The organism is Streptococcus mitis, assembly GCF_000722705.1.
GTDB classification, from domain to species: domain Bacteria; phylum Bacillota; class Bacilli; order Lactobacillales; family Streptococcaceae; genus Streptococcus; species Streptococcus mitis_P.
In genome coordinates, this window is record NZ_JPFW01000007.1 from 443,690 (window position 1) to 466,812 (window position 23,123).

At 40.1% G+C, this 23,123-nt stretch carries 23 protein-coding genes and 1 pseudogene; 7 read left to right on the plus strand and 17 right to left on the minus strand.

The window, feature by feature from the left end:
• Positions 1-25 precede the first annotated feature (25 nt).
• Positions 26-697 carry a CPBP family intramembrane glutamic endopeptidase gene (locus tag SK642_RS04845; protein ID WP_033683594.1) on the minus strand — a complete coding sequence of 224 codons (672 nt, stop codon included), beginning with the start codon at positions 695-697 and terminating at the stop codon, positions 26-28.
• A 53-nt stretch (positions 698-750) separates the two neighbouring features.
• Positions 751-972 carry an SP_0924 family bacteriocin-like peptide gene (locus tag SK642_RS04850; protein WP_033683595.1) on the minus strand — a complete coding sequence of 74 codons (222 nt, stop codon included), beginning with the start codon at positions 970-972 and terminating at the stop codon, positions 751-753.
• Between the two features lie 272 nt (positions 973-1,244).
• Between SK642_RS04850 and SK642_RS04855 the strand changes: the two genes are divergently transcribed.
• From SK642_RS04855 to SK642_RS04865, 3 genes are all read left to right on the plus strand, one after another.
• Positions 1,245-2,054, plus strand: coding sequence for a Cof-type HAD-IIB family hydrolase (locus SK642_RS04855; protein WP_033683596.1), 810 nt, complete (start codon positions 1,245-1,247; stop codon positions 2,052-2,054).
• A gap of 141 nt (positions 2,055-2,195) precedes the next feature.
• A complete protein-coding gene (locus SK642_RS04860) occupies positions 2,196-3,104 on the plus strand; it encodes an ATP-binding cassette domain-containing protein (protein ID WP_033683598.1) in 909 nt (302 codons plus the stop codon).
• A 10-nt stretch (positions 3,105-3,114) separates the two neighbouring features.
• On the plus strand, positions 3,115-3,867 hold the full coding sequence (locus SK642_RS04865) for an ABC transporter permease (protein ID WP_033683599.1): 753 nt from the start codon (positions 3,115-3,117) through the stop codon (positions 3,865-3,867).
• Between the two features lie 39 nt (positions 3,868-3,906).
• Here the strand turns inward: SK642_RS04865 and SK642_RS04870 are convergent, their stop codons facing one another.
• The 8 genes from SK642_RS04870 to SK642_RS04905 all read right to left on the minus strand — a co-directional run bounded on the left by SK642_RS04870 (position 3,907) and on the right by SK642_RS04905 (position 12,346).
• A complete protein-coding gene (locus tag SK642_RS04870) occupies positions 3,907-4,785 on the minus strand; it encodes a sensor histidine kinase (protein WP_033683600.1) in 879 nt (292 codons plus the stop codon).
• The gene (locus SK642_RS04875) at positions 4,782-5,483 is read right to left on the minus strand and encodes a response regulator transcription factor (protein WP_033683601.1); all 702 of its coding nucleotides are present in this window, start codon (positions 5,481-5,483) and stop codon (positions 4,782-4,784) included. Before SK642_RS04875 ends, SK642_RS04870 begins: the two co-directional genes overlap by 4 nt.
• Before the next feature lie 191 nt (positions 5,484-5,674).
• Positions 5,675-6,550, minus strand: a complete 876-nt coding sequence (gene aguB, locus SK642_RS04880; RefSeq protein WP_033683602.1) for an N-carbamoylputrescine amidase — start codon at positions 6,548-6,550, stop codon at positions 5,675-5,677.
• A gap of 9 nt (positions 6,551-6,559) precedes the next feature.
• Positions 6,560-7,645 (minus strand): agmatine deiminase, encoded by a 1,086-nt coding sequence (gene aguA, locus SK642_RS04885; protein WP_033683603.1) that lies wholly within the window; start codon positions 7,643-7,645, stop codon positions 6,560-6,562.
• Positions 7,642-8,769: a carboxynorspermidine decarboxylase gene (gene nspC, locus SK642_RS04890; RefSeq protein ID WP_033683604.1), complete on the minus strand. Its 1,128-nt coding sequence runs from the start codon at positions 8,767-8,769 to the stop codon at positions 7,642-7,644. The genes aguA and nspC overlap by 4 nt, the downstream gene beginning before the upstream one ends.
• Positions 8,769-10,028: a saccharopine dehydrogenase family protein gene (locus SK642_RS04895; RefSeq protein ID WP_033683605.1), complete on the minus strand. Its 1,260-nt coding sequence runs from the start codon at positions 10,026-10,028 to the stop codon at positions 8,769-8,771. The genes nspC and SK642_RS04895 overlap by 1 nt, the downstream gene beginning before the upstream one ends.
• The gene (gene speE / locus SK642_RS04900) at positions 10,025-10,885 is read right to left on the minus strand and encodes a polyamine aminopropyltransferase (protein ID WP_033683606.1); all 861 of its coding nucleotides are present in this window, start codon (positions 10,883-10,885) and stop codon (positions 10,025-10,027) included. The genes SK642_RS04895 and speE overlap by 4 nt, the downstream gene beginning before the upstream one ends.
• Positions 10,886-12,346 (minus strand): aminotransferase class I/II-fold pyridoxal phosphate-dependent enzyme, encoded by a 1,461-nt coding sequence (locus SK642_RS04905; protein ID WP_033683607.1) that lies wholly within the window; start codon positions 12,344-12,346, stop codon positions 10,886-10,888. It abuts the gene before it with no gap.
• A gap of 710 nt (positions 12,347-13,056) precedes the next feature.
• Between SK642_RS04905 and SK642_RS04910 the strand changes: the two genes are divergently transcribed.
• Complete coding sequence (locus tag SK642_RS04910; protein WP_033683608.1) at positions 13,057-13,752, plus strand: VIT1/CCC1 transporter family protein; 696 nt, start codon at positions 13,057-13,059, stop codon at positions 13,750-13,752.
• 239 nt (positions 13,753-13,991) lie between these two features.
• Here SK642_RS04910 and SK642_RS04915 read toward each other — a convergent pair whose 3' ends face one another.
• The 7 genes and pseudogenes from SK642_RS04915 to SK642_RS04945 all read right to left on the minus strand — a co-directional run bounded on the left by SK642_RS04915 (position 13,992) and on the right by SK642_RS04945 (position 20,976).
• On the minus strand, positions 13,992-15,980 hold the full coding sequence (locus SK642_RS04915) for an ABC transporter permease (RefSeq protein WP_033683609.1): 1,989 nt from the start codon (positions 15,978-15,980) through the stop codon (positions 13,992-13,994).
• 1 nt (position 15,981) lies between these two features.
• Positions 15,982-16,740, minus strand: coding sequence for an ABC transporter ATP-binding protein (locus SK642_RS04920; protein WP_000173372.1), 759 nt, complete (start codon positions 16,738-16,740; stop codon positions 15,982-15,984).
• A 373-nt stretch (positions 16,741-17,113) separates the two neighbouring features.
• Positions 17,114-17,386, minus strand: coding sequence for a PspC domain-containing protein (locus tag SK642_RS04925; protein ID WP_033683610.1), 273 nt, complete (start codon positions 17,384-17,386; stop codon positions 17,114-17,116).
• Between the two features lie 55 nt (positions 17,387-17,441).
• Positions 17,442-17,894: a SprT family protein gene (locus tag SK642_RS04930; RefSeq protein WP_033683611.1), complete on the minus strand. Its 453-nt coding sequence runs from the start codon at positions 17,892-17,894 to the stop codon at positions 17,442-17,444.
• Positions 17,881-20,010 (minus strand): Tex family protein, encoded by a 2,130-nt coding sequence (locus SK642_RS04935; RefSeq protein WP_033683612.1) that lies wholly within the window; start codon positions 20,008-20,010, stop codon positions 17,881-17,883. The genes SK642_RS04930 and SK642_RS04935 overlap by 14 nt, the downstream gene beginning before the upstream one ends.
• A gap of 116 nt (positions 20,011-20,126) precedes the next feature.
• A pseudogene (locus tag SK642_RS10920) lies at positions 20,127-20,210 on the minus strand (acetyl transferase); the annotation flags it as partial.
• Positions 20,211-20,595: 385 nt separating this feature from the next.
• Positions 20,596-20,976: a hypothetical protein gene (locus tag SK642_RS04945; protein WP_033683615.1), complete on the minus strand. Its 381-nt coding sequence runs from the start codon at positions 20,974-20,976 to the stop codon at positions 20,596-20,598.
• 155 nt (positions 20,977-21,131) lie between these two features.
• Between SK642_RS04945 and SK642_RS11060 the strand changes: the two genes are divergently transcribed.
• From SK642_RS11060 to SK642_RS04960, 3 genes are read left to right on the plus strand one after another with little or no spacing between them, the layout of a single operon-like run.
• Positions 21,132-21,263 (plus strand): SPJ_0845 family protein, encoded by a 132-nt coding sequence (locus tag SK642_RS11060; RefSeq protein ID WP_000268685.1) that lies wholly within the window; start codon positions 21,132-21,134, stop codon positions 21,261-21,263.
• Positions 21,264-22,169: a permease gene (locus SK642_RS04955; RefSeq protein ID WP_033683616.1), complete on the plus strand. Its 906-nt coding sequence runs from the start codon at positions 21,264-21,266 to the stop codon at positions 22,167-22,169. It begins immediately after the preceding gene.
• Positions 22,166-22,981 (plus strand): TIGR03943 family putative permease subunit, encoded by an 816-nt coding sequence (locus SK642_RS04960; RefSeq protein ID WP_033683617.1) that lies wholly within the window; start codon positions 22,166-22,168, stop codon positions 22,979-22,981. Before SK642_RS04955 ends, SK642_RS04960 begins: the two co-directional genes overlap by 4 nt.
• Positions 22,982-23,123: the final 142 nt, after the last annotated feature.

Sequence of the window (23,123 nt, forward strand, 5' to 3'; positions counted from 1 at the left end):
AAAGTTCCGACATTGTTTTAGTAAGCTAACTTCCTGAAAATAGGAGTAACCACAAGTTCCAGAAGGCAGTGATATTGATGAGGATATGGAGTAGAATTGGATAGTAGAGAGTTTTTGCCATGCGATACAATAAAGCCAAAATAAGACCTCCACTAGCATAAATGAAAAAGGCAAGAGGTGTTAAAGCGAAATTGATATGAATGCAACCGAAAATAATAGCAGAAAGCAAGACATCTCCGTACCAAGGTGAGTTTTTGAAAAAGGTTGTCATAAGCACACCGCGATAAATCAATTCCTCAGCAATAGGGGCGATGAAGCAAACTATGAGCAAGAAATAGGGTAACTCCTGTCGTCCCATCATTTCTATCGTTTCATTCAAAGAAATTTGATTTGAGGACAAGGGTATGAAATAAGACAAGAGGAAGTCCGACATATACGAAATGATGTAACCCAGTAAAAGGTAGATAAAGTACCTCAACTGCCACTTGAAATGAAAAGTTTTCTTTCCTGCAAAAACTAGTAGATAGATGACCGCTAATAAAAGAACTCCACTCTCCATCAAAAGCAGAATCTGAAAAAATTCACGACTTGCTGGTAGATAGGGCTTTGCGAGGTGGTTGAAAAGCATCCAAAACCAAGTTGATTTATAAAAAATTAAGGACAATGCTAGTAAAATTTGAATAGCCCGTTTTTTCATATTAAATTCTCTGCTTTCTCCCCTTGTTTCTTCATGTTCCTAATAAATTTTACTTAAAATCTCGCAGCACTTCCTTTGCAAAGATGATTACCTCCTCCAATATATCCTAAATCATAGGTTCCTCTGGGACAAAATCCATGAACTGGCATAGTTAATACTGGTTCCATTTGCCAAGCATAATAACCATTAGGTTCTTTACCATAGGGATCTGCTCCACCTTGTATCATCTCTAATTCTTCATTTGTTAGATTTATATTTTTTGTCATTAAAATCATGATATATTTCCTCTGTTATTGTTCAAATTAGTTGAGTAATCTGCTACTCATACCTACTTACAAAAAAACTATTATATTAAATTGTTTTTTTATATTTGTCTAGTTGCAACATTGACAAGCTTAGTATAGCATATCTTTGCAAAATTTCCTCTTCCAATCATGAATTGTCATCAAAACATCCTAAACCGTAAAATCAATTAGCCCCTAGCCTTTTACCATTATCTTCTCCAAAATATGCTATAATAATACCAAAAGATAAAGAAGGAAGACCTATGATTAAACTATTAGCCTTGGATATGGACGGAACCCTCCTCAATGAAGCCAAGGAAATCCCACAAGCTCATATTACAGCTATTCACCAAGCCATTGAAAAAGGTGTCAAACTGGTTCTCTGTACAGGTCGCCCGCTTTTCGGCGTCCTCCCCTATTATCAAAAACTGGGACTCGACCTCCAGAATGAGTATGTGATTGTTAACAACGGTTGCTCAACTCACCAGACCAGTGACTGGGGATTAGTTGACTGGCAAGAACTTAGTCCAGCAGACATCGAATACCTCTATGACCTAGCTGAAAAAAGTGATGTTCAGTTGACTCTTTTTGATGAGGAGCATTATTTTGTCCTCGGTGGCAAGCCCAATCAAGTCATCCAAAATGATGCCAAGCTAGTCTTTTCAGACCTGACTGAAATTTCTCTTGAGGAAGCGATCAGTGGCAAATATCGCATGTTTCAAGGTATGTTTTTGGGGACAGAGAGCCAAACGAACGATTTTGAGCAGCGTTTTGCTGAGGAGCTTTGCCAACGATTTAGTGGAGTTCGTTCACAGCCTGTCATTTATGAAGCTATGCCACTTGGTACGACAAAGGCTACCGCTCTTTCTCGACTAGCAGAGATTTTGAATATCGAGCCATCAGAAATTATGGCTATGGGCGATGCTAATAATGATATCGAAATGCTCCAGTTTGCAGGACTGGGCATTGCTATGGGAAATGCCAGTGATTATGTCAAATCCCTAGCTGATGCCGTTACAGCCAGCAACGAAGAAGACGGCGTCGCGCATGCTATTGAGAAGTATATTTTATAATTAAGAAGCCCAGTTCATGCCAACTGGGTTTTGATATTTAAGAATTCCTAAAACTTTAGAAACTCTTTAGAAATCCTTGAGCTTTCTTTGATTTCTATACTTTATACTAAAGTTAACAAAATAAATCAAAAGGAGAGAATCATGAAAACAGTACTCGACATTCATGGATTGTCTAAAAACTTTGAAAAACAAGCTATTCTTCAGGATCTTCATCTAACGATAAGAGAGGGAGATATTTATGGACTTATTGGGAAAAACGGAGCTGGGAAAACCACCTTGATAAAAATCATTACGCAACTACTGTTTGCGGATAAAGGAACTCTTTCCCTCTTCTCTAGCCAAACGGAAAATGAGTGGACCAAGGCTTTATCTCGAGTAGGTTCAGTGATCGAATCACCTGTAGCTCATAATCACTTAACAGCCTATCAAAACCTGAAATATTACTGTATGATTCGTCATATTCCAAATGCTGATCAAGTCATTAGAGAAACACTGGATTATGTAGGTTTGTCAGATACAGGTAAAAAAGTCTTTCGAGATTTCTCTCTGGGAATGAAGCAAAGACTTGGCATCGCCATTGCTCTTCTCTCCAAACCAGACTTCCTAATCTTAGATGAACCTATCAATGGACTTGACCCAATTGGTATCAAAGAATTTCGCCTCATGATCCAGCGGCTCAATCAAGAAAAAGGCATAACCATCCTCATCTCTAGCCATATCTTGTCAGAACTTTATCTCCTAGCTAATCGTTTTGGTATTTTAGATCAAGGCAAGATTATCCGTGAAATCAGCAAAGCTGAATTTGAAACACTAAGTGAGGATTATATTGTACTTAAGACAGCTGAGCAAGAGAAAGCTTGTCAAGTATTAAAAGAACAAATCCAACTCCAGTTCAAGGTTATCAATCCAGAAAATGAAATCCATATCTTTGGTCAGGAACAAGATGTCAAACAGATTCTCAAGGAATTAACCTTGGCAGATGTTGCCATTGACGAGATTTACTATGCCCGTCAAAACCTAGAAGAATACTTCACTCAATTGGTCGAATAGGAGGAAAATCATGATACATACCATTCAAGCAGACTTTTACCGTCTTTTCCGTTCCAAAGGATTCTGGATTACAGAATTTATTCTCTTTACTCTCATGCTAATGGGAGCAAGTATAGGAGCCACGGGCCATCTGATGGCAATCCAGACAGAAGAGCCAGACATTCCAACCCATGGTTGGGACGGTGTACAAGCCCTGATTAACGCATCTAGTCAAGGTTCAAACCTCGTTTTTCTCTGTATTGTTCTAACTTGTCTAGTTCTCGGTGTTGATTTAATCGGAAAGCTCTATAAAAATAGTTTGACAGTAGGGGTTTCTCGTACAGAGTTTTTCCTTGCCAAAGCCTTTGTAGTGGCTTGTATTGCACTCTTGCAACTTATCATCAGCCTTGTGATTGCCTTTATTCCAGCAACTATCTTAAATGGATTTGGAACCATACCTGATGGCTTTATTGGCAATCTATTAACAACCATTTTCCTTCAATTCCTTTGCCTCCTTGCTTGGCTTTCCATTGTTTCCTTTATTCTCTATGTTAGTCATTCTTATCTTGCAGTATTTATTGGCTATTTGGTCAGCTCTATCTTACTTTCTATGCCAATGCTCATCTTCCCAAGTATCAAATTTTTACCATATTTGTCCTTGCATTTTTCCTATGCTATGACTGCTAATAGTGAGTCCATTTTCTATACACTTATAGTTACTTTAGCTATTATTCTAATCTTTAATCTAAGTGGATTGGCAGTTTTCAAAAAGAAAAGTTTATAAAAAATGACCTCCTCTAGCCTACAGAGGAGGTTTATTTCGTTAAAAGTAAATAAAAACCGATAACCACTGCCCATCTGTGCTTAGTTTCATCTCTGCACCGAGAAGATGACATAATTCCTCAGTGATATAAAGGCCTAAACCAGAGGATTCTTCGGTGTCTGATAAATTTTCAGAATAAAAACGGTTACTGAGATTTTCTATTTTTTTGATGGGCTGTTTGACAAGGTTTGCAATCTCTAAGACAAGCTGTTCCTTTTCCTTTCTCAAAGATAGTCGCGCTTCTTCCTTGCCATGTTTAAGGACATTTCCAAGCAGATTTTGTAAAATTCGATCCAGCAAGTTTTCATCAGTCCTCATTTTCAGACCAGATTCAACCTTAAAATCAAGCGTGATATTTGCCGCCTGAAAAACATCATAATAAGCCAAAGTCTTTTTGGTGATAAAAGCTGAGAGATCTATTTCTTCCAGTTTCGGTTTGACAGCTCCTTCCATCAAACGACGATATTCTAGAAGAGCCTCCAAACGTTTGGAAACTAAATCAAGATGCTGGGCTATTTTTTGTAAGGTTTCTGCTTTATCTTCAGGAGACTTTATCAATTGTTGGGTGTAACCTGAAGCGATAGTCAGAGGTGTCCGAATATCATGGGCGATATTGCTGATGGCCATATCCAGAGTCTGCTTTTCCCTTTTCATAACTAACCGAGATTGTTCCACTTCCTGAAATAGATTCTCAATCTGCTGGTAGAGATGTAAAAAATGTTTGGAAAAAATGCTGACTCCTACTCTTTTCATACTACCTGTAAGAATCTTGTCTTCAATCTGTTGACTCAAGTTTTTAAGTGCTAGATGGTAGCGAATTAATACAATCGATAAAATAATTAGGAGTACCAATAGGGTAAAGATTATCATGTAGGTCATTGCTTGTCTCCTTTTAATCTTATCCCAACGCCCCAAATGGTTTCAATATATTCCTGATTTGGGTCAAGCTGGTTTAATTTTTTACGAAGATTACTCAAATGCGTATTGAGGGTATTATCTCCAGGTAAATAGCTATCCTCCCAGACCAACTCATAAAGTTCTTCCTTGGTGAAAATTTTCTTTGGATGTTTAAGGAGAGTTTGGAGAATCAAGCATTCTTTCTTGGCAAGGCGAATCGTTTCCTGACTATTTTTGATTTCAAAACTTTCTGCATCAAACTGGATATTTTTCAAGTTTTGTGGCAGATTTTCAGTTTTTTCTATTTCCATAGGCTGTTTTTCTGCGCTTTGACGTAATTGAACAGTAACCCTAGCAAAGACTTCGTCCAAATCAAAAGGTTTCACTATGTAATCATTGGCACCGTCTAAGAGATATTGACTGATTAGCTTCTTATCGCTCAAAGCCGTTAGCATAATGACTGGAGTTTGACTTTGTTCCCTGATAGCTTTTAAAACCTGATCCCCATTTTTCCCAGGAAGCATGATATCTAGCAAAACGAGGTCAATCCCCCCTTGGTCAAAACGCATAATTCCTTCTGTACCAGAAAAGGCTTGAATCACCTCGTGCTCCTCAGTAAGAAGTGTTCGTAAAATCTCTTGAATGTCACTATTGTCTTCAATAACCAATATCCTAGCCATAAATACCAACCTTTCTGCAACTATTATAGCATGTTTTATTGATAATGCTTAAACAGAAAAGCTCCTCGCATAAAAAGCGCGAGAAAGCCTTAGAGGGTTAAAATATAAAATCCATTTACTAGCTAACATTGTATCCTTATAGTTGCTAGTGAAAACGAGTCCAGCAGAATGAATCTCTCATTTCTCCCCTACTAGTCCGTAATACGTTGATACATTTCGGGTCTTCTATCTCGAAACAAGCCCCAGTTTAGGCGTTTGCTTGCTCCCTTATCTAGGTCATAAGTTGCTAAGAGAACAGCTTCTTCTTGTCTTTCAGCTCGTTCTAGAATAGCTCCTGTTTCATCCGTCATAAAGGAGGAACCGTAGAAGTCAAGACTGGAACTCTGTCCGCCATTTTCCTCACTTGGAGTGACTTCTTCAAAGCCATAGCGATTGGCTGCAATAACTGGGACAATATTTGCTGCTGCGTGTCCTTGCATGGTACGCTGCCAATGACCACAACTATCCGTATCCAAAATTGGCTCTGAACCGATAGCTGTTGGATAAAAGAGCAATTCAGCACCATTTAACGCAAGACAACGCGCTGTTTCAGGGAACCATTGATCCCAACAGATACCGATACCAATCTTGGCATAGCGAGTATCCCAGACCTTGAAACCTGTGTTGCCAGGCGTGAAATAAAACTTTTCTTGATAATAATGATCATCTGGTATGTGGGTTTTCCGATAAACGCCCAGCACTTCCCCATCTGCATCAATGACGGCAATAGAGTTATATAAGACATTGCCATCTTTTTCATAGAAACTGATCGGTAAAACAACCTGTAGTTCCTTAGCAATCACCTTAAAATGCTGAATGGCAGTATTTTCTGCTACAGATTGGGCATGTTGGTAGTAGTCATACTGACGTTCCTGACAAAAGTATGGACGTTCAAATAATTCGGGTAAGAGAATAATTTGTGCACCTTGTTTTGCAGCCTGACGTACTAAACGATCTGCTGTTTGAATATTTGTTGCCACATCCTTGGCACATTGCATCTGAATGGCTGAAACTTTTACATTTCTCATCTTTTTCTCCTATTCTGGGATTTGTTGGGTGATACAGTGGATATTACCACCACCTAATAGAATATCTCTGGCTGGAATTCCAACAACTTTACGGTCTGGAAAACATTTACTGAGGATATCTAAGGCTACTTGGTCATTTTTATCCTGAAACTGTGGCACTAAAACAGACTTGTTGGCAATATAGAAATTGACATAGGAAGCAGCAAGCCTTTCACCTGCGTATCGCTCTTCTTCACCTTCTTCGTAGGAATAACCAGGAAGATCTTCTTCTGTCACAACTTGTCGAACTGCAGGGATAGGCAATTTATGAATGGTGAAGTGACGACCTTTTGCATCTGTTTCTTGCTCTAAGAGTTCGAGATCTGCCTTTGACATGGAATACTGGGGATCGTTTTGATCATCTGTCCAAGCTAAAACAAGTTCAGCAGGACCAACAAAAGCAGAAACATTGTCAACGTGTTCATTGGTTTCATCCTGATAAATACCATAAGGAAGCCAGATAACTTTTTCAGCTCCAAGGCTCTCTAATAAGGTATTCTCGATTTTCTCTTTAGTCAGGTGAGGATTACGCCCAGGACTAAGCAAGCAACTTTCAGTCACAAGAATGGTTCCTTGACCATCGCTATGTATCGCTCCGCCTTCTAGGACAAAAGGTTTGGCATCGTAAATAGGCATTTCCAAGGCCTCAGCAAAACGAGTGGCTACTTGGTCATCTGCTTCATAATCTTGATACAGACCATCATAGGTTCCTCCCCAAGCATTGAAGGCCCAATCAACGGCTAATTTCTTGCCTTTATCATTGATAAGAATGGTTGGTCCTGTATCTCGAGCCCAGGCGTCATTGGTAGGAATATCTAGATAAACAACGCTATCTCCAAGGTAGTCTTGGGCTTCAGCTAAGTAGTCTTGGCCCACCAAAAGATAGACTTTTTCGCCTTCTGCTATAGTCTTGATAATCTGAGTAAATGCTCTTTTGGCAGCCTTTCCTTGAAAGGGCCATGAACCTGGTCGAGTCGGCCATATCATGAGGGTACCATGATGAGGTTCGTACTCTGCTGGCATACGATAGCCTAATTTTTTTGGACTGTCTATCATGATAATCTCCCTTTAAAGTCTTGATAACCAAAAGCCTTGACCAAGTCACAATCTCCATTTTCATCCATGACATAGAGACTTGGCAATCCAATACCATTAAAGGTATTATTTTTAACAAAAGAATAAATGGCCATGTCTTCAAAATAAAGTCTGTCTCCGATTTGGACTGGATTTTCAAAGCTGTAATCACCAATTACATCGCCCGTCAGACAGCTATTAGAAGAAAGTCTGTAGGTATGGGCTTTTTCCTGAGCCTCATAGCCATCTCTCAATGGTGGTCGATAGGGCATCTCAAGTACATCAGGCATATGGCAGGTAGCAGAGGCATCTAAAACCAAGATTTCCATACCGTTTTCAACGATATCCAATACCTCAGTTGCTAGATAACCCGCATTGAGCGCAATGGCTTCACCCGGCTCGATATAGACTTCAAGATTATAAGTTTCTTGGATACGTTTGATTTCTGAAATCAGCAAATCTATATCGTAGTCTTCTCTTGTGATGTGGTGTCCACCCCCCATATTGAGCCATTTAACTTGATGCAAATAGGAACCAAACTGCTCTTCTACTGCTTTCAAAGTTGTTTGTAAATCATCTGCTCCCTGCTCGCAAAGGGTGTGAAAATGAAGACCATCCACCAAATCCAGCAAATCACTAGGAATTTTATCTAGTGTAACGCCAAATCGAGAGCCAGGTGCACAAGGGTCATAGAGCGCGTGATCTCCTTGAGTTGAACACTGAGGGTTGAGGCGCAAACCAACACTGATACCAGCATCTCGACAACGAGGTCCATGTTTACGCAATTGTCTCTCTGAGTTAAAAACAATATGATCAGATATTTGCAGTAGCTCTTCCATATCTGATTCCTTGAAGGCTGGCGCAAATACATGAACTTCACCAGGAAATTCTTCCCTTGCCAATTTGGCTTCATAAAGACCACTGGCAGTAGTCCCAGATAGATACTGGCTAATCAAGGGATAGGTTTTGTAAAGAGAATATGCCTTCTGGGCAAGCAAAACCTTGCAGCCAGCTTCTTCTTGTACATATTGTAGAATGCGACAGTTGGCTTCTAACTTTGACAAGTCAATAACATAAGCTGGTGTTGGTACATTTTCTAATTTCATTAGTCCACCATTTGTGGATTTTCAACCACAACCCATGGCAAACCATACTCATTTAGAGCTTCCATGAATGGGTCTGGATCCAATTCTTCAAGGTTATACACTCCAGCTTGTTTCCAAGTACCGTTCATCACTAATTTTGTCCCAATCATGGCTGGAACTCCAGTCGTGTAAGAAATGGCTTGCGAACCAACTTCTGCGTAACATTCCTGATGATCGCAGACATTGTAGATGTAGATGGTCTTTTCAACGCCATCTTTGACACCTGTAAAGATACAACCAATATTGGTTTTACCGACTGTACGTGGGCCAAGGCTGGCAGGATCTGGAAGTAGAGCTTTTAAGAACTGAATCGGAACAATTTCTTGGCCGTTAAAGTTAATAGTATCCGTACGAAGGAGACCAACATTTTCAAGACATTTCATGTGCGTCAAGTAAGATTGACCAAAGGTCATAAAGAAGCGAATGCGTTTGACACCTGGAATGTTCTTGGCCAATGATTCGATTTCTTCATGGTGAAGGAGATACATGTCTTTTTGTCCAACTTGAGGGAAATCATACTCACGCTTGATAGACATAGCTTCGACTTCAACCCATTTTCCATCTTCCCAGTAAGAACCTGGCGCAGAAACCTCGCGTAGATTGATTTCTGGGTTAAAGTTTGTTGCAAACGGATAACCGTGGTCACCACCATTACAGTCTAAAATGTCGATATAGTGGATTTCATCAAAATAATGTTTAAGGGCGTAAGCTGAAAAAACGCTGGTCACACCTGGGTCAAAGCCAGATCCAAGCAGAGCAGTCAAGCCTGCCTCTTTGAATTTCTCCTGATAAGCCCACTGCCATGAGTAGTCAAAGTAGGCTGTAAATCCAAGTTCCTTACAACGTTTTTCGTAGATAGCACGCCACTCAGGGTCTTCTGTATCCTCTGCCTCATAGTTAGCTGTATCGATATAGTGGACACCTGTAGCCAAACAAGCATCCATAATGGTTAAATCTTGATATGGTAAAGCTACGTTCAAAACAGCTTCTGGTTTGTAGCTTTCAATCAGGGCAATCACTTCTTCAACCTTGTCAGCATCAAGAGCAGCTGTCTCAATCTTTGTACTTGTTTTGCCTTCTAATTTAGCCTTCAAATCATCACATTTTGACTTAGTACGGCTAGCAATCATAATCTCTGAAAAGGTTTTGCTATCTTGACAAATCTTTGAAATAGCAACTTGGGCAACGCCCCCACATCCAACAACTAGTAAACGACTCATTTTTTTCCTTCCTCTTCTTCTAAAATGTCCTCAACATACTTGGGCAACATAAAGGCTCCCACGTGTAAGTTTGCAGTGTAGTATTCTGTGAAAAGCTGGCGTTTTTTCCAGCCTTTCTTGTCAAAATCTTTGACAGGGTGGTATTTCTTCGATGCAAATCCAAACAACCAATAACCAGCAGGACTGGTTGGGATATGGGCCTGATAGACCCGACTGATTGGAAAGGCTTGATTGACCTTGCGGTGCATGCTTCGGCAAGCTGACTCATCCTCGTCAAAGAAAGGACTACCATGCTGATAAATCATGATACCGTCTTCTTTCAAGGCTCTATAACTGTTACCATAAAATTCCTTGGTAAAGAGTCCTTCCGTATGGCCAAATGGATCTGTCGCATCGTTGATGATAATATCATAGTCATCTTCGCAGTTTCGCAAAAAGCGTAGCCCATTTTGATAGTAAATGGTAACACGAGGATCATCTAGCCCTGCGGCAAAATCTGGGAAATACTCACGACACACCTCAACCAGCATCTCATCTGGTTCCACAATGTCGATTTGTTCCAATTCTGGATAGAGTGTTAATACTTGGGCAACACCTCCGTCACCACCCCCAATAACCAAGACTTTCTGAGGATTTGGGTGGACAGCCATGGGAACGTGGACGGTCATTTCATTGTAGACAAAATCATCCGCATCTGAGAACAAGACATGCCCATTTAAAATCAAAATCTTTCCAAAAGCTGGGGTATCCAAGACTTCGATATCCTGCCATTCACTTTTTCCAGCGTAGAGTTGCTTGGCAGTTCTCAAGGATAATTTGACATCTGGAGTATGAACTTCAGAAAACCATAAATCCATCTAGTTCTCCTTTCTCTTAATGACGTTGATGTGATTGACCTCAGGATCTTCCGTCCCTTGGAGGGAGCAACCACGTTCCTTGGCAAATTGGATATAGTCTACAATTTCACGTGTAATGCGTTCACCAGGAGCCAAGATAGGGATTCCTGGAGGGTAACACATGACAAATTCTCCACAGACCTGTCCAACAGATTCGTCTAAAGACAAACTTTTTCTCTCTGAATAGAAGGCTTCTTGTGGAGACAGCACCAACTCAGGCTGAATATATTCTCCTGCTATCAAGTCCTTACCATCTCGAGAATAGAGTCTCTTGATATCAGCCAAAGCACCGACTAAGCGCTCGATGTCTTGGATGCGATCACCAATCGAAATATAGGCCAAGATATTGCCAATATCACCAAACTCAATCTGAATGTCGTATTCGTCTCGTAAGAGGTCATAAACCTCGATACCTGTTAAGCCAATACCTTGAGTGTAAACTGACAATTTGGTCACGTCAAAATCACAAACCGACACACCATCTATTAACTCTTTTGAGTAGGCATAGTAGCCACCGATAGCATTGATTTCACGACGAGCGTACTCGGATAGCTCAATGACCTTTTCAAACGACTCTTTACCACGAAGGGCCAAGTTGCGACGTGAAATATCCAGACTAGCCATCAACAAGTAAGAGGCAGATGTTGACTGGGTCAGGTTGATGATTTGACGAACGTACTCAGGGTTCATCTGCTCCCCGATTAAAAGAAGCGAACTTTGGGTCAAACTCCCACCAGACTTATGCATAGAGACAGCCGCCATATCAGCTCCTGCGTCCATAGCAGAAATTGGAAGTTTATCTGTAAAATGTAAATGCGCTCCGTGGGCTTCATCTACTAAAACCATCATGCCAGCTTCATGAGCCATTTCTGTCAACCCCTTTAGGTCTGAACAGATTCCGTAGTAAGTAGGATTGTTAATCAAAATGGCCTTGGCATCTGGATGGTCCTTTATGGCCTGGGCTACTCGGTCATTTTCAAGACCTAAAGCGATACCAATCTTGGGATCTACACTCATCTCTATATAGATGGGAATGGCACCACATAGAACCAGCGCATTGATAGCAGATTTATGGACATTTCGTGGCAGAATAATCTTATCTCCTGCCTTGCAGGTTGACAGAATCATAGTCTGTACTGATGAGGTTGTTCCACCAATCATGAGAAAGGCATGGCTAGCTCCAAAAGCTTCCGCAGCCAGCTCCTCTGCATCCCGAATAATCGAAATAGGATGACCGAGATTATCCAAGGGCTTCATCGAATTGACATCGATACCAACGCATTTTTCCCCTAACAGTTCGACAAGTTCTGGATTTCCCCGACCACGTTTGTGACCTGGAACATCAAAGGGAACAATCCGTTTCTTGCGTAGCTTTACCAAGGCCTCATAAATTGGGGCTTGGTTTTGATCTAACTCTTTCAAGACATACTCCTTTCCATATTTTTAGAACCTCACCATAAATAAGGAACTAAAGGATACTTATGAAAAAAGAGCAGGTTTTCACCTGCTCTGCAATCTTCTGACGTTTTTATGTTTGTTTCTTTTGAGTATGTCTGTTCCTGATGTTTCCTAACTCTCTAGTAGCAAATATTACGTACTTTATTGATCGTTTCACAAGATGACGTGTGCTTTCACCACACTAAAAATTATGAATTAGGATAAAAATCCTAACATCAACTTATAAAAGTAGGCTTTTAACCCTATCAATAATGTGGCTTTTCAACCACGCTTCGGCATTCAACCCTGCCTGTCCGTAGGCATTTTTTACTCGGGTTTATATTTGCTAGAAAACATCATCTCATTTTCTAAGCTCCATTACTATATCATGTTTTTAAGAACTTGTAAAGTATTTTTTGATAAAAAACAAAAATATGTTCGTAAATTGTTTAGTTTATGTAAAAAATATCGATAAATATTTTTTTGTAAACGATTATAAAGTGAACGAAATGATTACAGTATTTAATTTGAAATTCTTTCATGCCATTATATACTCTTTACCTTCTGTGTTTGATAGATTAGATAAGATGACGACATTTTTACATTATTATTAAAATCGTGCAACTTTTTTCAGACAGTTTTAAAAGATTGATTTCCTTATATTTTTCCTTTATACTGGATAAAAGGAGAATAATATGTCAGAAACAAATCACGAAATTGATTCAAATTTTGCAGGTCGTTTAAATATCCTGCGTGCGGGCGTTCTTGGTGCCAATGATGGGATTATTTCCATTGCTGGTGTGGTTACCGGGGTTGCCAGTGCCACGACCAATATCTGGATTATCTTTTTATCAGGTTTTGCGGCTATCTTGGCAGGTGCCTTTTCAATGGCTGGTGGAGAATACGTATCCGTTTCAACTCAGAAAGATACAGAGGAAGCAGCCGTTGCGCGTGAGCAAGTCTTGCTAGACCAAGATATAGAGTTAGCCAAAAAATCCCTCTATGCTGCCTATATCCAAAACGGAGAATGCGAAACCTCTGCCCAACTCTTGACCAACAAGGCCTTTCTAAAAAATCCACTCAAGGCTCTGGTCGAGGAAAAATATGGGATTGAGTATGAAGAGTTTACCAATCCTTGGCACGCTGCCATTTCCAGCTTTGTTGCCTTTTTCCTTGGAAGTTTGCCTCCAATGCTCTCAGTGACCATTTTCCCAAGTGAATACCGCATCCCTGCTACTGTCCTTATCGTCGGTGTGGCCCTTCTTCTCACTGGTTACACTAGTGCCAGACTTGGAAAAGCCCCAACCAAAACAGCTATGATTCGAAACCTCGCTATTGGTCTCTTGACCATGGGAGTCACTTTCCTGCTCGGACAACTTTTCAGCATTTAATACTCTTCGAAAATCTCTTCAAACCACGTCAGCTTCGCCTTGCCGTATATATGTGTAACTGACTTCGTCAGTTCTATCTGCAACCTCAAAACAGTGTTTTGAGCTGACTTCGTCAGTTCTATCTACAACCTCAAAGCAGTGCTTTGAGCAACCTGCGGCTAGCTTCCTAGTTTGCTTTTTGATTTTCATTGAGTATAAAATACAAGAAATACCTCGATTTTGAAGTCGAGGTATCTTTTTTACATTTGCACAATCTTGCGATAGCTTCTTGAAGTAATCATGAAAATCAACACATAGGCAATGAGGAAGATGGCGCAGATAGACAAGGTCACAATCAACATCATAGTCGTATCCAGTACACCAATCACTTTTAAAATCAGACTAAGCATATGGTAGGCAAAGGCTAAATGTATGAAGGCAAAGAGCAAAGGAAGGAAGAAAACAGTTAAAACTTGTTTGTTAATGGTTTGCTTGATTTGCTTTTGATCTAAACCGACTTTCTGCAAGATAATAAAGCGTTCACGGTCTTCATAGCCTTCAGAAATTTGTTTGTAGTAGATGACCAGAACGGTTCCGACCATAAAGATAATGGATAGGAAAATACCAATAAAGAAGACACCGCCAAAGAGGACACTCATTTGAGCACCAGCATCTGCTAGAGTGCTACCATACACATAGTTACCTTCAGTGTTTAATTGAGCATTAAACTTTTGTAAGTATTTTTCATATTCTTCAGCGACTTTGAGTTGCTCTTCTTCACTGATACTTACATTCATACCACCGTAAAACTGATTATAGATATCCGAATCTGGGAATTGGTCCAAAAAGGCTTGTAAATTAGGTACAACAAGGTAATTGTAATCAGAAGTCAAGATATTAAACTGATTTGGGACATGATTGACAATAAAATCTTTATCAAATTCTTCTTTGACAGAAAATTGATGATCATTTAGAGTTAGAGCTTTCTGTTCTTTAACTCCCTCATTCTTTGCAAAGAGTCCGACCTCATTTCCTGATAGAGACAGTTTTTGACCAGTCATATTTTCATAATCTTTTTGGTCAAATACCATGAAAACTGTTTTGACTTGGACACGGTTTTGTCCTTTTTCAAAAATGGTTAACTTGGTTCCTTCTTGGTTTGCAACACCAAAGTAAGCGTAACGAAGAACTTCTTTCTCTTTAATCTTATAACCTTTATCACTTGCAAACTGGCTCAAGAGTTTGTCCAAGTCTTCTTTTTCAACATTTTGTCCAGTAATTCCAAAGTCATGAGGATTTAGAACTTTTTTAAAGCTTTCTGAGGCATTGAAAATACTAGTCGCTGCTGACATGGTTACCAAAACCATTGTTGACAAAATAGCGATAGTTGCTAGTCCAACCGCATTTTTCTTCATACGGAAAATCAAGTTGGAAACAGAGATAAGATTATTTGGTTGGTAATAGTATTTCTTATTTTTCTTTAAGATTTGGAGGAAAACGGTAATCCCTGCATTGAACAAAAGATAGGTTCCAAAGATAACCAGTAAAACAGCTAGGAAGAAGGTTGTTAAGGCTGTCAGAGGATCTTTTACAGTAAGGGAAAGATAATATCCAATCCCTAAACTAATCGAACCAAGAATTGTTTGGAGAGGTAGGAAACGACCTTTTTTCTCTCCGCTTGCTTTCTCACGCGAGAGCTGGAGAGCATTCATACGGGCGATTCTAAGGGCGTTCAGGAACATGAGGCCTAGGAAAATCAATCCAAAGACAACTAGCACTGAAATGACAACTTTCATCTGGAAGGTAGCGACCAGTTCTACCTTCAATTTCATCAGTTTGAGTAGGAAAGCGAAAATCAACTTGTCAAACAAGGCTCCAATACCGATACCTGCACCAACAGTTAGAATTCCAAATAGCACCAACTCTTTAAAGGACATACTGATCAGATGACGCTTCTCCAAACCCAACATGCCATAAATCCCCAGTTCCTTGGAACGGTTTTTCATGACAAAACTATTGGCATAGAGGACGATAATAGCTGACGCAAGGGTGACGACAAACATACCAAATCCAAGAGTAGCTTGAATCGTTTCACCTCCACGGATTTCCGAAATCTTGGGATTAAAGGTTAGAGAGTAAAAGAGATAGGTGACGGTGACTGCCAAGAGAACAGCCAGCGCAAAAGGATAGTAGAGTTTGCGGTTTTTAATCAAGTTCGATACCGCTAACTTATTGGTTAATCGAAACATACTAATTCACCTCGCTTGCCATGACAGTCAAGGTATCAGAGATTTCTTGGAACATCTGACGCTCTGTCTTCTCTCCACGGTAGATTTGATTGTAAAGAATGCCGTCCTTGATAAAGAGTACACGCTTAGCCCTGCTGGCTGCTGCCGTTGAGTGAGTTACCATGAGAATGGTTTGACCACGCTCATTGATTTCGTCAAACACATCAAGTAAGGCTGCAGATGATTTGGAATCAAGAGCTCCTGTCGGTTCGTCTGCAAGAAGAATTTCAGGTTCTGTAATGATAGCGCGTGCTACTGCTACACGCTGTTTTTGCCCACCTGAAATCTCGTAAGGGTACTTCTCTTGCAATTGGTTGATGCCTAGATTCTCAGCTGTCACCACCAATTTTTTCATCATTTCCGTAATGGGTCTTCTTGACAAGACAAGCGGAAGCAAGATATTGTCTTTAACAGACAGGGTATCTAGCAAGTTAAAGTCTTGGAAGACAAAGCCCAGCTTTTCACGACGGAAGCTAGAAGCTTGTGAATTTTTAATGGTTGCGGTATCAGTTCCATTCAGATAAACCTGACCACGAGTTGGTTTATCCAGCATAGCTAGGATATTGAGAAGAGTGGATTTACCAGAACCAGACTCCCCCATGATGGCAACGTAGTCACCCTTTTCTACGGTAAAGTGAATGTCCTTGAGGGCTTCTACTTGGTTGCCCTGAAAACGAGTTTTATAAATTTTTTGAACGTGTTTTACATCTAAAAGTGTCATGAGAATCTCCTTTCTTAATATCCCATCAAATGAAATGTAGCTTGCATCATAGCGCATCCCAGCTGAACGCGCTCGATTTCTTTGTGACTTGGTTTTCTAGTTTTCTTATGTAAGATTTGTTTCATGATGTTACTCCTTTGTTCTTTATGAGTCTAGTTTACATCAAAAAAAGACCGCTTGCCATAACCTAACCTTACAAAAGAGACTTTAATCTTACATTTTTGTAAGATTAGGGGAAATGTAGCCATTTCATTAAAAATATTTTACCACAAAAAGAAAGCAAGAAGAAAACCCTTGCGGATACAAGGGTTCAAGAAATGTTAAAATAGATTAGTCGAATTTATAGAATAACAGTAAAATAACTGTCTCTACCTCACCAAAACCAGCCTTCATTATCGTCAATGACTTGGGCTTCTTTGCGTTTCCGTGGGCCTGTTCCATACATCTCTGCTTCGATTTCTTCCTTAGTCGGCATGACAGAAGCTAGGATGATATAGATAATCACACCGAGTCCAAAGTTTGCGACTGTAAAAATGGCAAACAAGAAACGAACAAGGGTAACATCAAAGTTCCACTTGTCTGACAAACCTGCCAGAACTCCTGAAATCATGCGATTTCGTCTCATTTTATAAAATTTACTGTTCATGTTATTTCCTCTTTCTGCTAGGTTAGACTTAGTATATCACGGATAGGCTTGGCCTTCATCGGTCCTCAGACTGATTTACTAGTAATAGCTTTCCTCGACAAACTCCACAACGATAGCGTTTGGTATCAATCCTTCGCTTACGCTGATAAGTTTGCTGGCAGGATTGGCAACGATAGATCCTGATTGTTTTAGAGTTGCTATTAGGCAAGGATGGTACAAAACGTAATCCATCCACTGCTTTCAAAAGTTCCTTAAAATCCCGATCCTTGTGTTGATAGCCCTTCCCTTGAAAATAGAGGTGATAATGACAGAGTTCATGTCGGACAATTTTTCTAAAAACATCCAAACCCAGTTCCTGATAAACTTTGGGGTTGAAATCCAAATGCCCATCTTTTGGGAAAAATCGCCCACCTGTCGAACGTAGACGCCTATTCCACTGGACTTGATGGATAAAAGGTCTGCCGAAGTCTTCTAGTGAAACCTGCTTGGCGTAATCAGTCAGTTTCATTTGGAGCCAGGAGCGACAGATTGACTTTTTCACGTTCAGTATCAATTTTCTTAACCCAAACGGTCACCAAATCTCCAACTGACACCACTTGACTGGGATGTTTGATAAATTTGCGACTCATATGAGAAATGTGAATCAAGCCATCCTCGTGAATTCCGATATCAACAAAAGCACCGAAGTCAACGACATTACGCACCACGCCTTCTAGCTTTTGACCAACCACTAAGTCCTTGATATCTAGGACATCTTGGCGAAGCACAGGTGCGTCAAAGGAATCACGGAAATCTCGACCTGGTTTGAGAAGGTCTGCAATAATATCTTTAAGAGTTTCGGGACCAAGGTCTAGCTCTTGCGCCATATCTTTGACTGATAGGGATTTGAGTTTGCTTTGGGCCTCTTCATTCAAGTCCTTGATATCCAAGCGTTTGAAGAGCTCCTTAACCGCAGCATAGTTTTCTGGGTGAACTCCTGTATTATCAAGGATATTGCTACTTTCAGGGATACGGAGGAAACCAGCAGCCTGCTCAAAGGCCTTGGCCCCCAGACGAGGAACTTTCTTGATTTGGTCTCGTGAAGTGATTTTCCCTTCTTCCTCACGGTATTTGACAATATTTTCAGAGATGGTTTTATTGAGTCCAGCGACATGGGAAAGAAGAGCTGGGCTGGCTGTATTGACATTGACACCGACTTGGTTGACCACGGTATCCACGACAAAGTCCAGACTTTCAGATAGTTTCTTCTGACTGACATCATGCTGATATTGACCGACACCGATTGACTTAGGATCGATTTTGACCAATTCCGCAAGGGGATCTTGCAAGCGACGGGCGATTGAGATAGCAGAGCGCTTTTCAACGGTCAAGTCTGGAAATTCCTGGCGAGCAAGTTCGCTGGCAGAATAGACAGAAGCACCGCTTTCATTGACGATAACATAGCTGACTTCTGGAAACTCTTTAAGAACTTCGGCCACAAAGGCTTCACTTTCACGACTGGCCGTCCCATTTCCGATAGCAATAATTTCTACACTGTATTGACCAATCAAATCTGCCAAATCTTTCTTTGCTTCTTCGATTTGACGAGCTGATGCTGGTTTGACAGGATAAATAACCTGTGTCGCCAGCATTTTCCCAGTTGCATCAACAACGGCTAGCTTGGCACCTGTACGAAAGGCTGGGTCAAATCCAAGAACCACGCGCCCTTTCAGCGGAGCAACCAAGAGTAGATTTCGCAGGTTGTCAGAAAAGAGTTGGATAGCCCCTTCTTCTGCCTTTTCAGTTAATTCTGTCCGAATACGGCGCTCGATAGCAGGCAAGACTTTTTTCTTAACAGATTGCTGAACAACTTCATCAATATAGGCATTTTTTACCTTGAAACGAGCAGCAAAGAAAGCTAGAATACGATCCGTCGCATGTTCAAAACCGATCTTCAAGATACCTATCTTCTCCCCACGATTGAGAGCCAAGGTTCGATAACCTTGCATATTTCCAACCGTCTCTGAAAAATCATAGTAAATCTGAAAAACCTGCTTTTCATCAAGACTTTCATTCTTAACTTGAGAAGTTAGTTTAGAGTGTCTCAGCACCTCCTGATAAGTCATAGCACGTAAATTGACATCTTCCGATAAGGCTTCGACCAAGATATCAACTGCACCAGCCAAGGCTTCCTTGCTAGTCGCAAATCCTTCACAAACAAACTTCTCAGCTTCTTTCTCTAAGTCAGCTACATTCTGCAAAATCAGACGAGCAAGAGGAAAGAGTCCAGCTTCACGGGCAATGGTTGCCTTGGTCCGACGCTTTTCCTTGTAAGGAAGGTAGAGTTCTTCTACGTCTGCTAATTTTTCGGCAGCTAGGATAGCCTCTTCCAATTCCTTGGTCAACTTTCCTTGTTCTTGAATCTTAGCCAAAACAGCTTCCTTACGGTCATTGAGGTTGGTAAGGCTTTTATCCAAGTCGATAATGGCTTTAATCGCCACCTCATCCAAACTACCAGTCATGTCCTTGCGATAACGCGCGATAAAGGGAATTGTCGCCCCTTCAGCTGTCAAACTTAGAACAGTATCAATTTGCTTTAACGTCACTCCCAAATCCTGAGAGATTTTTTCATATTTTTTATCCATGAATCTATTATACCATAAGCTAATCGTTTCAAATTAGCTCTTACAGTATTTAAAAACAATATGTGGAGAATAAATTTGCTTCATCTCAATATTCTATGGTGCAAATAACGTATTATTTATATAGCATTGCCGCCTTTTTTTAACCAAGTCATGATATCAAAAGTATTTAATGGATCAGACATAATAGCCAGTTCTGGGACCAGTATTATTGAGAAGATTACAATTTAATTCTAATAGTTTACAAAAGGATCAGTGATTAATTTCACTGTTTTTATTTTTGACAATAATACGCCACGATTCTCCCACCCTATTCTTCAAGAAAACGCTTTTTTGAACAATAGGATTGAAATTTTCTGTTTCTAATCGTTCAAAATGCGTATTTTTGAGAAATAAAAAACCGCCAGTCTGAACTTGCGGTGGGTGTAATCTATTTTGAAATTTTAAATAAAAAAGGAGCATTTAAGCCCCTCCCTTGGAATAACGGACACTTGGCTGGTCGGTGTACCCAGCATCTCAGATACCTTTTGCAAGGTGCGACAGGAACCTTTCTGCCCTCAAATGTCTTTCATTAATGTTATTCTAGCACTAACTACTTTTTTTGTCAAGCTTTCTCAATCTACCAGATTTGATACGACTTTGTAACTTGAAATCTTGCAAGCGATACATGGTCGGAACATAAAAGAAATCGCTACTCTTATGTAACTTGATGGCAACAAGAACATTATCATCAAATCTTTTAACATATTCAAAACTAGCATCTTTCTCTCGTGGATTGACCCCAACGAAATCTGGATTACTTAGTATAAGTTCTAGGTCTTCGATATGATGAATTACATCATTATGATGTCGTTTCAACATACGGCTTCTTAAACCATCTTTGTTGACCTTGATGTCACTAGCTTCAAGAACAATATTAAAAATTTCTTTTACTTCGTCGGTAACCTGACCGATTTTTTCGTGATCCATCATTTCCTCCGTTATTCCACAACTATTATATCACAATCATAGTGTATATCAGGATATATCAAACTCTATGATTCGTTAGATACTCAATTTTAACTTTTCCCTTTTCCTCAAAATAATAGTATAATAGAGGTAGAATTTAGAATCGAGGTACACCTATGGCTGTAAAATTTACAAAACGAGACGACTTGGACAAAATGTTTGAAGAGTTTGCGAAACTCCCTGATTTGAAACAAGTCACTTTCCCTGATGACAAAGAGAAAAAAGCCAAAGCAGAAAAGAAAAACTAGATGACTGCTTTCCAACAACTCCCATCTAGTATGCTTCAGACTGGAGCCATTTTTCTCTCCATTATCATTGAAGCCCTCCCTTTCGTACTGATAGGAAGTATTCTTTCAGGAGTGATTGAAGTCTATATCACTCCTGAAAAAGTTTATCATTTTCTTCCTCGAAATCGTTGGGGGAGAATCTTTTTGGGGACCTTCGTTGGGATGCTTTTTCCCTCTTGTGAATGTGGAATAGTCCCCATCATCAATCGTTTTCTGGAAAAGAAGGTTCCCAGTTACACAGCGGTTCCCTTTCTTGTAACAGCACCTGTTATCAATCCCATTGTACTCTTTGCGACTTATTCTGCCTTTGGCAACTCCTTCCATGTTGCCCTGTTACGAGCTCTAGGGTCCATCGTTGTGGCTGTGATACTAGGGATTTTTCTAGGATTTTTCTGGGAAGAACCGATTCAAAAAGAAAATCGTATGGCCTGTCATGAACATGATTTTTCTCATTTGAGCTCTGCAAAAAAAGTGTTTCAAGTCTTTGTGCAAGCCATTGATGAATTTTTTGATACGGGACGTTATTTGGTATTTGGCTGTCTCTTTGCCTCCATGATACAGGTCTACGTTCCAACTCGAATTCTGACCTCTATCAGTGCGACCCCTCTTTTTGCCATCTTGCTCTTGATGCTTTTGGCCTTTCTTCTTTCACTCTGTAGTGAGGCGGATGCCTTTATCGGCGCTTCTCTTCTATCGAGTTTCGGTTTGGCACCAGTTTTAGCCTTTCTCGTCATTGGCCCAATGCTGGATATCAAAAATATTCTCATGATGAAAAATTACTTGAAAGCACGATTTATCAGTCACTTCATAACGATTGTAACTCTGGTTGTTTTAGTCTATTCTCTCTTGATTGGAGTCATCCTATGATTCGATTTTTAGTTTTAGCTGGCTATTTTGAACTGACCATTTATCTTCATTTGTCGGGCAAATTAAACCAGTACATCAACATGCACTATTCCTATTTGGCCTATATTTCTATAGTGCTTTCCTTTATCTTGGCAATCGTTCAATTGTATATCTGGATGAAGCAAGTCAAAACCCACAGTCATCTGAACAACCGATTAGCGAAGGTGACGAGTATTGCTCTTCTGGCTATTCCAATTGTCGTTGGTTTAACTTTCCCAACTGTTAGCTTGGATTCACAAACCGTTTCTGCTAAAGGTTATCATTTCCCCTTATCAGAAGGAACGGATCAAGCCATTCAGATCAGTGAAGGAACGACAAGCCAATATTTGAAACCAGATACCAGTTCTTATTTCTCAAAAACAGCCTATGAAAAGGAAATGCGAACGGCGGCAGATAAATACTTGTCCCAAGATAGCATTCAGATTACGAATGAAAACTATATGGAAGTCATGGAAGCCATATACGACTATCCAGATGAGTTTGAGGGCAAGACAGTCCAGTTCACAGGCTTTGTCTACAATGACCCCAGTCATGCCAATAGCCAATTTCTATTCCGCTTCGGCATTATTCACTGTATCGCAGATTCGGGTGTGTATGGATTGCTGACCAAGGGAAATACCCGTCAATATGAAAACAACACCTGGATTACAGCTAAAGGAAAACTGGTCAATCACTACCATAAAGAACTTAAACAAAACCTCCCAACCTTGGAAATCGATAGCTTTACCAAAGTCGATAAACCAGAAAATCCCTATGTGTATCGAGTGTTTTGAAAAACGAGATAAAAACATAAATAACAAAACGAACAAGTTCTCTTCTGAATGACAGAAAAAGAGCCTGTTCGTTTTTTGATATATGAGATGTAGGAAGACATCGAAAATTCTCACTCATCAATAAAAAGAAACAATATAAGTT

Coding starts and splice junctions, on each gene's coding strand:
- SK642_RS04930 (WP_033683611.1), bottom strand. CDS start 17,894: ATGAAACTGACTGATTACGCCAAGCAGGTTTCACTAGAAGACTTCGGC.
- SK642_RS04955 (WP_033683616.1), top strand. CDS start 21,264: ATGACTGCTTTCCAACAACTCCCATCTAGTATGCTTCAGACTGGAGCC.
- nspC (WP_033683604.1), bottom strand. CDS start 8,769: ATGAAATTAGAAAATGTACCAACACCAGCTTATGTTATTGACTTGTCA.
- SK642_RS04920 (WP_000173372.1), bottom strand. CDS start 16,740: ATGACACTTTTAGATGTAAAACACGTTCAAAAAATTTATAAAACTCGT.
- SK642_RS04915 (WP_033683609.1), bottom strand. CDS start 15,980: ATGTTTCGATTAACCAATAAGTTAGCGGTATCGAACTTGATTAAAAAC.
- SK642_RS04895 (WP_033683605.1), bottom strand. CDS start 10,028: ATGAGTCGTTTACTAGTTGTTGGATGTGGGGGCGTTGCCCAAGTTGCT.
- SK642_RS04865 (WP_033683599.1), top strand. CDS start 3,115: ATGATACATACCATTCAAGCAGACTTTTACCGTCTTTTCCGTTCCAAA.
- SK642_RS04935 (WP_033683612.1), bottom strand. CDS start 20,010: ATGGATAAAAAATATGAAAAAATCTCTCAGGATTTGGGAGTGACGTTA.
- SK642_RS04960 (WP_033683617.1), top strand. CDS start 22,166: ATGATTCGATTTTTAGTTTTAGCTGGCTATTTTGAACTGACCATTTAT.
- SK642_RS04845 (WP_033683594.1), bottom strand. CDS start 697: ATGAAAAAACGGGCTATTCAAATTTTACTAGCATTGTCCTTAATTTTT.
- SK642_RS04850 (WP_033683595.1), bottom strand. CDS start 972: ATGATTTTAATGACAAAAAATATAAATCTAACAAATGAAGAATTAGAG.
- aguB (WP_033683602.1), bottom strand. CDS start 6,550: ATGAGAAATGTAAAAGTTTCAGCCATTCAGATGCAATGTGCCAAGGAT.
- SK642_RS04870 (WP_033683600.1), bottom strand. CDS start 4,785: ATGACCTACATGATAATCTTTACCCTATTGGTACTCCTAATTATTTTA.
- SK642_RS11060 (WP_000268685.1), top strand. CDS start 21,132: ATGGCTGTAAAATTTACAAAACGAGACGACTTGGACAAAATGTTTGAA.
- SK642_RS04860 (WP_033683598.1), top strand. CDS start 2,196: ATGAAAACAGTACTCGACATTCATGGATTGTCTAAAAACTTTGAAAAA.
- SK642_RS04945 (WP_033683615.1), bottom strand. CDS start 20,976: ATGGATCACGAAAAAATCGGTCAGGTTACCGACGAAGTAAAAGAAATT.
- SK642_RS04925 (WP_033683610.1), bottom strand. CDS start 17,386: ATGAACAGTAAATTTTATAAAATGAGACGAAATCGCATGATTTCAGGA.
- SK642_RS04875 (WP_033683601.1), bottom strand. CDS start 5,483: ATGGCTAGGATATTGGTTATTGAAGACAATAGTGACATTCAAGAGATT.
- aguA (WP_033683603.1), bottom strand. CDS start 7,645: ATGATAGACAGTCCAAAAAAATTAGGCTATCGTATGCCAGCAGAGTAC.
- SK642_RS04910 (WP_033683608.1), top strand. CDS start 13,057: ATGTCAGAAACAAATCACGAAATTGATTCAAATTTTGCAGGTCGTTTA.
- speE (WP_033683606.1), bottom strand. CDS start 10,885: ATGGATTTATGGTTTTCTGAAGTTCATACTCCAGATGTCAAATTATCC.
- SK642_RS04855 (WP_033683596.1), top strand. CDS start 1,245: ATGATTAAACTATTAGCCTTGGATATGGACGGAACCCTCCTCAATGAA.